The organism is Aminobacter sp. SR38 (assembly GCF_014843375.1).
Classification (GTDB): Bacteria; Pseudomonadota; Alphaproteobacteria; order Rhizobiales; family Rhizobiaceae; genus Aminobacter; species Aminobacter ciceronei.
This window is the reverse complement of record NZ_CP062113.1, coordinates 493,824-506,115: the sequence shown is the minus strand read 5'-3', so window position 1 is coordinate 506,115 and position 12,292 is coordinate 493,824. Positions and strand designations below refer to the sequence as shown.

The 12,292-nt window shown below is 62.6% G+C and carries 13 protein-coding genes; 10 read left to right on the top strand and 3 right to left on the bottom strand.

From position 1 onward, the window contains the following. Positions 1–92: 92 nt before the first annotated feature. The gene (locus IG197_RS30180) at positions 93–464 is read right to left on the bottom strand and encodes a hypothetical protein (RefSeq protein WP_067967937.1); all 372 of its coding nucleotides are present in this window, start codon (positions 462–464) and stop codon (positions 93–95) included. Between the two features lie 382 nt (positions 465–846). Between IG197_RS30180 and IG197_RS30175 the strand changes: the two genes are divergently transcribed. The 3 genes from IG197_RS30175 to IG197_RS30165 all read left to right on the top strand — a co-directional run bounded on the left by IG197_RS30175 (position 847) and on the right by IG197_RS30165 (position 5,610). Continuing rightward, positions 847–3,540 carry a phosphoenolpyruvate carboxylase gene (locus IG197_RS30175; protein WP_192320273.1) on the top strand — a complete coding sequence of 898 codons (2,694 nt, stop codon included), beginning with the start codon at positions 847–849 and terminating at the stop codon, positions 3,538–3,540. 40 nt (positions 3,541–3,580) lie between these two features. Then, positions 3,581–4,885: a serine hydroxymethyltransferase gene (gene glyA / locus IG197_RS30170; protein ID WP_154384347.1), complete on the top strand. Its 1,305-nt coding sequence runs from the start codon at positions 3,581–3,583 to the stop codon at positions 4,883–4,885. A 77-nt stretch (positions 4,886–4,962) separates the two neighbouring features. Then, on the top strand, positions 4,963–5,610 hold the full coding sequence (locus IG197_RS30165) for a response regulator transcription factor (protein ID WP_154384348.1): 648 nt from the start codon (positions 4,963–4,965) through the stop codon (positions 5,608–5,610). Between the two features lie 6 nt (positions 5,611–5,616). Here IG197_RS30165 and IG197_RS30160 read toward each other — a convergent pair whose 3' ends face one another. Together IG197_RS30160 and IG197_RS30155 are read right to left on the bottom strand one after the other, a co-directional pair. Next, on the bottom strand, positions 5,617–6,402 hold the full coding sequence (locus tag IG197_RS30160) for an anti-sigma factor (protein ID WP_192320272.1): 786 nt from the start codon (positions 6,400–6,402) through the stop codon (positions 5,617–5,619). Beyond that, a complete protein-coding gene (locus IG197_RS30155; RefSeq protein ID WP_192320270.1) occupies positions 6,399–6,938 on the bottom strand; it encodes an RNA polymerase sigma factor in 540 nt (179 codons plus the stop codon). The genes IG197_RS30160 and IG197_RS30155 overlap by 4 nt, the downstream gene beginning before the upstream one ends. Positions 6,939–7,114: 176 nt before the next feature. Between IG197_RS30155 and IG197_RS30150 the strand changes: the two genes are divergently transcribed. The 7 genes from IG197_RS30150 (at position 7,115) to IG197_RS30120 (ending at position 12,292) form a co-directional block, all read left to right on the top strand. Further along, entirely contained in the window at positions 7,115–8,476 is a 1,362-nt protein-coding gene (locus IG197_RS30150; protein ID WP_192320268.1) for a S8 family serine peptidase, read from the top strand. Between the two features lie 229 nt (positions 8,477–8,705). After that, a complete protein-coding gene (locus IG197_RS30145) occupies positions 8,706–9,290 on the top strand; it encodes a DUF4956 domain-containing protein (protein ID WP_154384349.1) in 585 nt (194 codons plus the stop codon). After that, positions 9,268–10,080 carry a polyphosphate polymerase domain-containing protein gene (locus IG197_RS30140; RefSeq protein WP_192320266.1) on the top strand — a complete coding sequence of 271 codons (813 nt, stop codon included), beginning with the start codon at positions 9,268–9,270 and terminating at the stop codon, positions 10,078–10,080. The genes IG197_RS30145 and IG197_RS30140 overlap by 23 nt, the downstream gene beginning before the upstream one ends. 11 nt (positions 10,081–10,091) lie before the next feature. Continuing rightward, the gene (locus IG197_RS30135; RefSeq protein WP_182575088.1) at positions 10,092–11,018 is read left to right on the top strand and encodes an esterase-like activity of phytase family protein; all 927 of its coding nucleotides are present in this window, start codon (positions 10,092–10,094) and stop codon (positions 11,016–11,018) included. A 383-nt stretch (positions 11,019–11,401) separates the two neighbouring features. Then, positions 11,402–11,719: a hypothetical protein gene (locus IG197_RS30130; RefSeq protein ID WP_067967959.1), complete on the top strand. Its 318-nt coding sequence runs from the start codon at positions 11,402–11,404 to the stop codon at positions 11,717–11,719. Between the two features lie 10 nt (positions 11,720–11,729). Continuing rightward, a complete protein-coding gene (locus IG197_RS30125) occupies positions 11,730–12,113 on the top strand; it encodes a hypothetical protein (protein WP_067967963.1) in 384 nt (127 codons plus the stop codon). Positions 12,114–12,124: 11 nt separating this feature from the next. Continuing rightward, positions 12,125–12,292, top strand: coding sequence for a hypothetical protein (locus tag IG197_RS30120; RefSeq protein ID WP_154384350.1), 168 nt, complete (start codon positions 12,125–12,127; stop codon positions 12,290–12,292).

The following is a 12,292-nucleotide window of genomic DNA, read 5'->3' as shown; positions in this document are numbered from 1 at the left end:
TCGCGAGGGCAGGCTGTAACTCAGTCGCAAAAAATGATGTTGCCGCAAACGCTGGAGCGTTCGCGGCAAAAGGTCGTTCGGAGAGGATTGGATCAGGCCTCGCAGGCCTTGCGCAGCTCGATCAACGAGGCTGTCGGACGCAGCAGCGACAGTGTCAGCCGCTCGACGCAGATCGGCATCACCAGCTTGGCGCCATCGGCATAAAGCGAGCCTCCCGAAGCGCGGAACGAACCCTTGTCGACGATGGTTTCGAGCACGTCGCGGGTGCGCAGCGGCAACAGGTCGGTGCACGCGCTCATGCGCGCGAAGATGTGGCTGATGGGGACGTTGTAGCCGTCGACGGCTACGAGAGGCTCTTCATTGCCTTCCTTCCATTCCTCAAGCGCTTCGAGCGCGTCATGGAACGCGTTGTGGAGGGTGATGGGCGCGTGGCCTTCATACAGTTCCGGCAGCACTTTCTGCATGTGCATGTTCCTCTTCAATCTCGTTTGGATCGTGCTGCGGCGATGCGGATCAGGGTAGTGGACCTCACTTTCACGCGCCTCCCGTACTTGCCTTATATGCAACATATTTGCACATGAGTTAAATCGCGTCCACTGCAAAACGCGCTGGACCAATCCACGCCAACATCCTGATCGTGTGCTTGCGGCGATAGTCCAATTTGGGCTTGGAGATCATCGTTCGGCCAGTTTCGGCACCACCCGAACGAATGGGAAATCTACCCGTCCGGGGCGTTTTCAAGCCGGCACAAAAACTGTCTGCTGTCAGTTAGGAAAACTGCATCTTTCCCGACAGCCGGCTCAACGAAACGGCACGGGGAAACAACTCGAGATGAATGGGTGTCGCTTGGAGGAGAGCAGACCACTCAGCTTTCGCGAAGACGTGCGCAGCCTGCTGTTCAGGGTGCTGCTTTCTGTCGTCAGCGAACGCGAGCCCGATATGGCGGAGGTTCTTACCGGCCGCGTGAGCCTTGATGCGCTCGAAAGCGGGCAACGCATTGCCGCGCTGCAGGCCACCGGCATCTGGTTCCAGCTTGTTGCCATCGCCAATGAACTTCTGGCGATGCGCTCGCGTCGCGAACTCGAACAGATGGGCGGGGCCGACGAGGTCATCGGCTCTTTTGCCAATGTGATGGGCGAAATAGCAGCCGGCGGCTACCCGGCCGAGCAGATCCAGACTACCCTCGAAGAGCTCTGCGTCGGCCCGACGATGACGGCGCATCCGACCGAGGCCAAGCGCGTCACGGTTCTCGAAATCCACCGCCGCATCTACCGCAAGCTGACCGAGCTCGAGCAGCAACGTTGGGCGCCGCGTGAACGCGAACAGCTGATCGACGATCTCAAGAGTGAGATCGAGCTGTTGTGGATGTCGGGCGAGCTGCGGCTCGAGCGCCCGTCGGTCGAGCGCGAGATCGCCTGGGGCCTGCACTTCTTCCGCGAAGTGATCTTCGAAGCGACGCCCAAGCTCTATGACAGCGTCGAAGAGGCGCTGGCCCGTCACTATCCCGAATACGATATCAAGGTGCCGTCCTTCATGCGGTACGCCTCGTGGATCGGTGGCGACCGCGACGGCAATCCGAACGTCACGGCAAAGATCACGGCCTATGCGCTCAACGAGTGCCGCCAGGCGATCGTCGGCTGGTACATCGGCCAGGTGCGCAAGCTGGTCACCGTGCTCAGCATCAGCGCCAATGTCGTCGACATTCCCGATACCTTCATCAAGGCGCTTGGGCATGCGCTGCATCGCTCCGGCAATGCCTCGGAGATCGTGGCGCGCAATCCCGACGAGCCGCTGCGCCAGTTCGCCGGTGCCATGCTCGACCGGCTGGAGGCAATGCGCGGCGCAGCCTCTGCCAAGCCTTACACACGCTCGGAGGGCTTCAAGACCGACCTGCATGAGCTTGAAAACGTGCTGACCCAGCTTGGCGGCAAGCTGATTGCCAGACGCTTCGTCCGGCCGCTGCGCCAGCAGGTGGAGACTTTCGGCTTCCGTACCGTTTCGCTCGACATCCGCCAGAATTCGACGGTGGTGAACCGTGTGCTGGCAGAGCTGTTCAAGCTCGCCGACCCGGCCGCGGCACCGGCACCCGACACGCCGCAATGGACGCAGCGTATCAGGGCGGCGCTCAACTCCGGCGAGCAGCTGGAGGTTGACAGGCTGGCGCTGTCGGAGGAAGCGCAGGAGCTGCTCGATCTGTTCGACGTCATCCGCAAGGCTTCGGCCGGCTTGAATGGTGGCGCTGTCGGTGCCTTCATCCTGTCGATGACCCGGTCGAGCGACGATCTGCTCGCCGTCTATCTGCTGGCACAATATTCCGGCCTTGCAACGGCCATGGATGGCAGTGGCACCATCGCGCTGCGTGTCGTTCCGCTGTTCGAAACCATCGCCGATCTGCGTGCCGCGCCAGACATTCTCGATCAGCTGTTCGGCGTCTCGATCGTTCGCCGGTCGGTTCGTGACTTCGGCAACCGCCAGGAGGTGATGCTCGGCTATTCCGACTCAAACAAGGACGGCGGGTTCCTCGCTTCCAACTGGGAGCTCAACAAGGCACAGCGGCGCATCACGGCACTTGGCACCAAGCGCAAGGTCAAGATCAGCTTCTTCCATGGCCGCGGCGGTTCGGTCAGCCGCGGCGGTGCGCCGACGGGCAGGGCGATCGCCGCCCAGCCGGCGGGGACCATTGGCGGCGCGATGCGCGTCACCGAGCAGGGCGAGGTGGTGTCGTCCAAGTTCGCCAATCGCGGCACCGGGCTCTATCAGCTCGAGATCCTTGCTGCGAGCGTCTTCGCCCACAGCGTCAAGTCGCAGAACGAGGCCGAACTCAAGGACATTCCGGAGTTCAGCGAGGCTCTGGAAGCGCTCACCGGCATGTCCCAGGCGTCCTATTCGGGGCTGATCAACGAGCCGGGCTTCATCGACTACTTCAATCAGGCGAGCCCCGTCGAGGAGCTGGCGCTGCTCAAGATCGGCTCGCGTCCAGCCCGCCGCTTCGGCGCCCGCGACATCTCCGATCTTCGCGCCATCCCTTGGGTGTTCGCCTGGAGCCAGAACCGCCACCTGCTGACCAACTGGTACGGCATCGGCAGTGCGCTGAACTCCTTCGTCAATGTCCGCGGCGATGCCGGCCTGGATCTGCTCAGGCAGATGTTCGAGCGCTCACGCTTCTTCCGGCTGGTCATCGACGAGGTCGACAAGGGTCTCTACCAATCCGACATGGACATCGGAAAGCTCTATGCCGGGCTGGTCCAGGACCGCGAGGTCGGCGAGCGCATCTACGCCAAGATCTCGGCTGAGTATGCGCTGACCAGGCGGATGATCTCCGAGGTCAATGGCGGCCTGAAATTGTCCGAGCGCTTTCCGGCCTTCAAGCGCCATTTCGACCGCATCCGCCCGCAGATGGACTCGATCCACCGGCTGCAGGTGCAACTGCTGCGCGAGGTGCGCGCCCAGGACGACGCGACCGTCAACCCGAAGCGGGCCGTCAATGCGCTTCTGCTTTCGATCAACTGTATTTCCGCCGGTCTCGGCTGGACCGGATGACCCAGATTTCAGGCGTCTCAGGCGCCGCTAGGAGGAGCCCATGAATATCCCGACAAGACCCGGCATCGGCAGTGCCCGCAACTTCTTCCGCACGGGCGTCGCCCAGGCAGACCCCGCAGTCAGCGATGCGATGGGGCGCGAGCTTCAGCGCCAGCGCGACGAGATCGAACTGATCGCCTCGGAGAACATCGTCTCCAGGGCGGTGCTCGAAGCACAAGGCTCGGTGTTGACAAACAAATATGCCGAGGGCTATCCGGGCCGCCGCTATTATGGCGGCTGCCAGTATGTCGACGAGGTCGAGGATCTGGCGCGGGAACGCGCCAAGGCGATGTTCAACTGCAGCTTCGCCAACGTACAGCCCAACTCCGGCAGCCAGGCAAACCAGTCGGTGTTCATGGCGCTGATGCAGCCGGGCGATACGTTCCTCGGTTTGAATCTCGCCGCGGGCGGTCACCTGACCCACGGCGCGCCGGTCAACCAGTCGGGCAAGTGGTTCAATGTCGTCTCCTATGGCGTCAAGACCGACACCCACCGCATCGACATGGATGAGGTCCGCGACCTCGCCAAGAAGCATCAGCCCAAGGTGATCCTCGCCGGCGGTTCTGCCTATCCGCGCATCATCGACTTCAAGGCATTCCGCGAGATCGCTGACGAGGTCGGCGCCAAGCTGTTCGTCGACATGGCGCATTTCGCCGGCCTGGTGGCCGGTGGCGTGCATCCCAACCCGCTCGAACACGCCCATGTCGTGACGACGACCACGCACAAGACGCTGCGCGGTCCGCGCGGCGGCATGGTGCTGTCCAATGACGAAGAGATCGGCAAGAAGATCAATTCGGCGGTGTTCCCGGGTCTCCAGGGCGGTCCGCTGATGCATGTCATCGCTGCCAAGGCGGTCGCCTTCGGCGAAGCGCTGACGCCTGATTTCAAGGTCTATGCCGCCAATGTCGTCTCGAACGCCAAGGCGCTGGCCGAAACGCTCCAGGACGGTGGCGTCGACATCGTCTCCGGTGGCACCGACACGCATCTGATGCTCGTCGATCTCAGGCGCAAGAATCTGACCGGCAAAGCGGTGGAAGCGGCCCTTGGCCGTGCCCACATCACCTGCAACAAGAACGGCATCCCGTTTGATCCGCAGGGGCCGATGGTCACGTCAGGCGTTCGCCTGGGCACACCGGCATGCACGACGCGCGGCTTCCTCAATGAGGAGTTCCGCCAGGTCGGCCGCATGACGATGGCTGTCATCGACGGGCTTGCGGCCAATGGCGAGGAAGGCAACGCCAAGATCGAAGCTGCCGTTCGTGAGGAAACGCACGATTTGGTCAGCCGATTCCGAATCTACGACTGAAATCTGTCGCTGCAGAGCGGGCGCACCTTGGCGAATTCGATTGGAATGCGCCAAGGTACGATGTCGATGGCTGGCTGATGGCGCAACACAAGAAGCTCAAAGTCCTGATCGCCGAGCGCAACCCGCTGGTGATTTCGGCTTTGCGCGACATGATCAGCCGCGACGAGCGCTTCGCCTTCGTCGAGGGGGTGCAGAGCGGCGATGCCTTCATCAGGGCGGTGGCCTCGGCCGAGCCGGCATTCGATGTCGCGATCGTTGCCTGGAAGCTGTCCGACATGGATGCCAGCGAGGTTCTCACCGAGTTGCAGCGGCGACAGCTCACCGCGCGCATGGTGATCTTTTCCAACGACCACGACGTCGGCATCCTGAAGCAATGTGTGCGCCTGGGCGTGCAGGGTTTCTGCTATCAGTTCGACGATCCCTGCATCCTGTTCGACACGCTGCTTGCGGTCGCCAATGGCCGCATCTGTATCCCCTACATCGATGTCGCCAAGATCAACGAGACGCCGCTGTCGCGACTGACGACGCGCGAACTCGAGCTGCTCGGCGTGCTAGCCGACGGCTGGACCAACCTGCAGATCGCGACGCGGACCGGAATCTCCGAGAACACGGTCAAGTATCACCTGAAGAATCTCTACGACAAGCTGGGCGTGCGCAACCGCGCCATGGCAGTCGCGCTTTATGCCAGCGAACGCAAGCGCGGCCCGCAGACGGGCACCCGATAGAGCCGTTCAGGGCAAGCCGAGGGCCTGTTTTTCTTCAGCCTCCGAGAGCGGCGCCCCGGCCTGGGTCGTGGACAGATAGGCATCGACAGTTTCCGAAGCCCCGGCCGGAGCATAGTCCTGTCCGGCAGCCGGTGCCGCCACGGCAAGCCTTACGTCCCACTGCTGGCCGGCGCGGCAAACGACCGAAACGAGGGACGAGCCTGACGCGCGGTGAAGCTCGAACTCGCGGCAGAGCGCGCCGGCGCCATCACGGAAACTGGAAACGAGCCGTACAGTCGTGTCGCCGACAGTCACATCGCTACCTGACGGCGTTGCATTGAGCGTTCTGATCATCGCCGGGTCGGTAATCCCAGCAATGGCAAGGCCGTCCGCAACTGGCATGCCTGCCTTGCCGGCGAGATAGCCGCCGGCGCCGACGATGACGGCGGCAAGCGATGCCGCAAGCGGCAGCGTCCAGCTCGAGCCGACCTTGCTTGGTGTTGCCTTCGGCTGGAAGGTCACGACGTTGTCTGTCGCAGGCTGCTGGCTTGGTTCAGCAGTTGCGTTTTCGCGCATGCGCGCCTCATCGATCATCTTCTGCACCGACTGCGTCAGCGCCTCGGGAACCGGCTCGTCGATCAGCGGCTTCAGCGCCGCTGACGCTTTGGCGCGGCTTTCCAGGAAGGTGGCGATGCGGACAATGAGCGCATCGTCGCTGCCCATAGCCTCCTCGATCGCCGCCGTGGTTTCGGCGTCGAGTTCGCCGTCGGCGAAGGCCATCAGTGTTTCGTCGTCGAAATCGCGCCTGTTCATGCCTTCCCACCTTTACCCGGTGAACGGTCGGTTGCGGCGTTTATTCCAGCCGCCTCTGCAAGATTCTTGCGGGCCCGGGCAAGCCTGCTCATCACTGTACCAATGGGGATGCCCAGCACCTCGGCCGCCTCCTTGTAGGACAGGTCTTCGACGCAGACGAGCAGCAAGACCTCGCGCTGATCGTCAACAAGCTCGTCGATTGCCACAGCCACGCTTTTCAGCGTCAGCCGGGCTTCGGCGTCATGCTCGCCGCTTACGCCGACGATGTCGTTGCGGTTGTCGATATCCTCGCGCGGCCCGGCCGTCTTGGTCCGGCGCACCTGGTCGATCCACAGGTTGCGCAGGATGCGGAACATCCAGGCATCGAAGCGGGTGCCCGCTTCGAACCGGTCCTGGCTGGCGAGCGCTCGTTCGCATGCCGCCTGCACGAGGTCGTCGGCTAGATCACGCGACCGGCACAGCGAGATGGCGAACCGACGCAGATTGGGTAGGAAAGCGATCAGCCGATCGCTGACCGAAACATCGTCACCCTTCATGCAGTCCTATCCTGTCTCTCCCGCGGAAATCGGCGAGGTGATGGAATAAACCGGTCTCCCGTCCGTTGGGCTCAAAATGCACAAATGTAGTCAAAATGATATGGGATGACGAAAGGCTTATGTGGATCGCTAACAATTGCCATCAGCGCGCCATATCGCCGGGGAAAGGACAAACCATGAAGCTGAAGCGCCCGTCAGGTTCCCTTGCGCTTGTGTTCGCGGTGGCGCTGGGCGGCGCGACCTTTGGCGCGTCCGTGGTCACTCCCATGCGGGGAGAGGTTTTCGGCGGCGGGATTGCGCTGGCCGATGACGACGATGATGATGGCGGCGGAAGCCGCTCGGAGAGCAGGGATTCCAGCTCGCCGGGAACGGGGAAGGGGCGTAATCTCTTCGATCTCTTCGGCAAGCCTGAGCCACGACGCAAGGTAGTCCGTACAGCGCCCGCGCTTGTGCGCGAGGCGCCACGGGAGATCGTGGCAATCGGCCTCGATCAGGCCTCGATCACGCGCCTGACCGCCGCGGGCTACGCCATCAGCGACCGGGCCGATGTTCCGCTCGTTGGAGCCGAAATCGTCAAGCTCACTGTTCCCAACGGCACGACGCTCGAAGCGGCGCGTGCCGAGGTAGCGGCCACGGCACCCGATGCGGTCGTCGACTTCAACCATTTCTACCGCCCCGACCAGGACCGTGCCGAAGCTTGTGGCGCGGAACAATGCCTGGCGCGCCATGTCGTCGGCTGGCCGGAGGCATCTGACATGCCGGATCGCTGCACGGCATCGACGCGGATCGGACTCATCGACACGGCGATCAATGAGGAACATCTCGCCTTTGCCGGCGGGCGGATCGAGACGATCCGACTGGCGGCTGGTGACCTGCCTGAGTCCGGGCGCCAGCACGGCACCGCGGTGGCAGCCCTTCTCGTAGGCTCGGCGGAAAGCCGAACGCCGGGCCTCGTGCCCGGCGGCGAACTCGTTGCGGTGGATGCTTTCCAGCGCAATGGCAATGACGACCGGTCCGCCGTCTACGATCTTGTGCGGGCGATCAACCTGCTGGCGGGCAAGGGGGTGCTCGTCATCAACATGAGCCTGACGGGTCCGGCTAACCTTCTGCTGGAACGAACGGTCGAAGCGGCGGCAATGCGCGACATCGTGCTGGTCGCGGCCGCCGGCAATGGCGGCCCGCGCGCCGCCCCGCTCTACCCCGGCGCCTACGAGCCTGTGATCGCCGTAACGGCGATCGACCGGCGCAAGAATCCCTACCGGCGGGCCGGAGCCGGCGATCATATCGACATCGCAGCACCCGGCGTTCAGGTCTGGACGGCGGCCTCGGTCAAGGGCGCCTCATCAAAGACCGGCACGTCCTTTGCCGCACCTTTTGTCACGGCGGCAGTGGCGATGGTCAAGGCCGCCAATCCTGAGCTCAAGGCCGGCGAGGTCGAGACGCTTTTGCGCCAGGGTGCCGAGGATCTCGGCAAGCCCGGCAAGGATCCGGTGTTTGGCTGGGGCCTGCTCAATGCGCGAACGATCTGTCGGAGCTGAGCCGCAGGCGACGCGCGAGAGGCGTCTCGTATCATACTGTTTTCATGCCGATTTGCAGGTTCCGCGCCTAGATTGAAAATAGTTTGCCGGCGATGGAATAGGTTCTCGCAACGCCCGTTTTTCCTGACGTAGCCGCTCGGCGGCGCAATTCAGGAGAACCGCAAATGCCAATCCCTTGCTCGCCTTGTCAGGCACTACGAAGGCCTTCTTCCACGACGGGGAGAGGGCAATGATCGCGCAGTTGCTACAGACGCCCTTCGCGGCCGAACTCGCTCGCTTCTGCATCAACCTGACCGGCATGTCGGCACTGCTGTTCGGCATGTATTACCGTCGCTATCGCGACAAGGAACTGGTCACCGCCGCGGCGCTATTCAACATCTTCGTCTTTGCCGTGCTGACCGTGTTGTCAACTGTCCAGTTCGGCGTCGCCGCCGGCTTCGGACTGTTCGCCATCCTGGCGCTGTTCACGCTCCGATCGGAGCCACTGTCGAAGACCGAAATGACCTACTTCTTCGGCAGCGTGGCGATTGCCGTCATCTGCTCGGTCCAGGGCACGACCTTGCCCTTCGTGGCGGTGACGGTTGCCTTGGTGCTCGTCGGTGCCTTCGTCGTTGATCATCCCCGCATGCTGCAGTCGGTCAGCGGTACCAAGGTGTCGCTCGACAAGATCAATGTCGCGCTGCTGTCGGACCCCGCTGCCATGCGCTGCGAGCTGTCCCAGCGGCTGGGCGTCGACGTGCTGTCCTACCAGGTGCTGCAGCTCGACTACATCACGGAAATGGCGAAGCTCAATGTCCATTATCGCAAGCACTGACGTGCTGATCGCAGGCGGCTTCGCGCCGATCAGCCTGAAGGCTCTGAACGGCAAGGCCGCCATGCTGGAGCGGCTGGACAACAAATATGTTGTCGACGGCACCGTGCTGATGCAGGCCGCCGGCACTTTCACCGAGGTCTTCGACATGTTGGAGATCGAAGGCCGGCGCGCCTTCACTTACGAGACCTGCTACTTCGACGACGCCGGGCGCCGCAGCTATTTCGACCACCACCAGGGCCGGCGGCAGCGGGCCAAGGTGCGCATCCGGCGCTATGTCGAGGCGGGGCTATGCTTTCTGGAAGTGAAGCTGAAGGACAAGCGCGGCATGACCGTCAAGAAGCGCCTCGACCTCGACGTCGAGAGCTTCGGCAAACTCGACGACGAGGCAGTGACCTTCATCGACAAGGTCTACCACGCGCAATACGGCCAGGCCTTCCCACATCAGCTGTCCCGTGTCCTCGACATGCGCTACCGCCGCATGACGCTGGTGGCCCGGCAGGGCGGCGAACGCATGACCATCGACACCGGTCTCGAGTTCTTTGCCGGCGGCGCGCGTCGTGCCGTCGACCCCAACCTGTTCATCCTCGAAACCAAGTCGGCAAATGGCAATGGCGTTGCCGACGGCATCCTCAGGGCGCTGCACCAGCACCCGACCAAGCGCTGCTCGAAATATTGCGTCGCCACCGCGCTGCTGAACCCCGGCACCAAGCACAACCGCTTCCTGCCGGCGCTGCGCAAGCTTGGCAGCGTGACCGATCGTCCAGCCCTGCACCAGCCAAACATCCAATAGGAGTGAGAGACATGATCAAGCACTTTACCGCCGCGCTGCTCGGCGCTTCAGCCCTCGTGCTCGCGGCCCCCGTCATGGCAGGTTCGTCCGAACTTGCAGTGCTGGACAGCAGGCCTGCTCCGGCAACCGCGCCGGACGGCCAATCGATCAACGAACTGTCCGGCCTTGCCTGGGATGCCGACGAGAAGCTGCTTTACGCCGTCTCCGACGACGGCGTGCTGCATCACTTCCGGCTCGAGATCGCGGACGGCAGGATCGCCAATCTGGAGCCCGTCCAGTCGGTGCCGTTGAGGGCAGGCGTGGCCCCACAGGTCGTCAATGCCGAGGGGCTGGCCGTCAGCAATGGCAACAACGGCAAGCAGGGCGACACCCAACTTCTCGTCGCCTTCGAGGATGGGCCGGCTATCCATCGGGTCAAGCCCGACGGCACCGTGCTCGGTGCGCTGCAACTGCCGGAAGCACTGGCCGATGCGGCAAAGTACAGCGAGGCCAACAGCCGCCTCGAAGCGGTGGCAATCGCGGGTTCGCTTGGTGTGGTCACTGCACCGGAGGAGGCGTTGCTGAGCGAGCCGGGCGACACCCACACCATCCATGGCCTCGACGGCAGGCGCTGGAGCTTCGCTACCTTCCAGCCCAAGCGCAGCAACCTCAAGGCAATCGAGCCGATGCCGGAAGGTCGCCTGCTGCTGATTGAACGGACGCGCCAACAGAAGGGCGCGCCAAGCATCGGCCGCCTCAGGGTTTTCGATCCGAATACATGCGGCGAGGCCAATGTTTGCGCTGTCGAAAATCTCGACCCGGGGGTCAGCCAGTTGCTCACTGACAACTTCGAAGGACTGACCGGCCTTGGTGGCGATCTCTATCTGCTGGTCACAGACAAGACGAAGAAGGAAGGGCCTGCAAGCTTCGTTCTGGTCTCGGTCAAATCAGGCGCCTGATCCCCACCTTCCCATAGTGATTGGCGGCAACCGGCTTCACATACTGGCTGCCGCCGCTGGCGTTTGAGGTTGCCGCGAACGTCAGCCGACTCTCTTTGCCGCTCACTCTGCGAAAACATAACGTGCAGGGACGCTCCCGCCCGTTTGGGCAATGCGGACCGCCCGTTAGCGACCTCTGGCGTAAAATTTCCGACACCGCGTCGGGCCAACAAAATCCAATCGATTCAATGACATTGGGTTTCGTCGAAAGTCGTGGTGCGACAAGTGCGCGCGGTCGTCACTTGACAGGAAATTAACTTTGCCAGACATTCCTCAGGGGAAATTAATTTCCCGCAGAAGCAAACCAGAATGAAGCCGAAAACGGCCGTGGTGCAGGAGGAAAAATGGAAGCGACTTTAAGTCAGCAACGCGGGGACGCGACTCTCGAACAGCGCATCGACAAGATGCACGGGCGTGATCGAGCGGGCCTGGTGGCATTTGTCGTGGTGCTGTGGTGCACCATGTTGTTTGCCCTGTTCAGTGTGTGGTCCTACATCGCGCTGCCGGAAATCCGCATCATCCTGTCCATCGCCTGCGGGCTGGTCCTGATCTTCAACACAGCGGCCATCGTCGCCATGCTGCGCCACTATGTCGAAGACAAACACTTCATCTATGGCCTCGACCTCAAGCATCTCGACGAGATGCGTCGTCGGCGCGGCTGAGGAGCGCTCAATGGCTTACAAACCTCCGAAACAGAGTCTCGCCGGCCAGATTTTCGACGTCGTGACCTTGCTCGTCCTGACCATCGGCGCGCTCTACGTTCCGCTCTATCTGGGTCTGGCGGGCGCCGTCAAAGTGCCCAATCCGATCGCCAATCCGACCTGGGAAGCGCTCGGCCAGAACGCCGCCGAGCAGCAGCAATGGGCTGCCCTCGGCATCACCGATCCGGCGGCCGCCAATGACATCATCACCGCCCGCTTCGACTACAGCTTCAGCTGGAGCGCGCTGATCGTCATGGTCGTGCTGGTCATCGGTTACTTCGTCATGGTCGTGCGGTTGTCCGACAAGGAATACCGCGAAGTCATCGACGAGCGCTTCGGCGACAAGAAGCGCTAGGGGAGGCCACAATGGATATCTGGAACATTCTGGAATACGCGGCCTGGGCGCTCTCCGCGCTGTTTGGCGTCCTGATGCTCATCGACCTCGTCCGCATCGACAGCACCTATGACAACGAGCTGCTGATCTCCTCTCGCGAAGGCGAGATCGAGGCGACCGCAGAACGCCACGAGATTTGA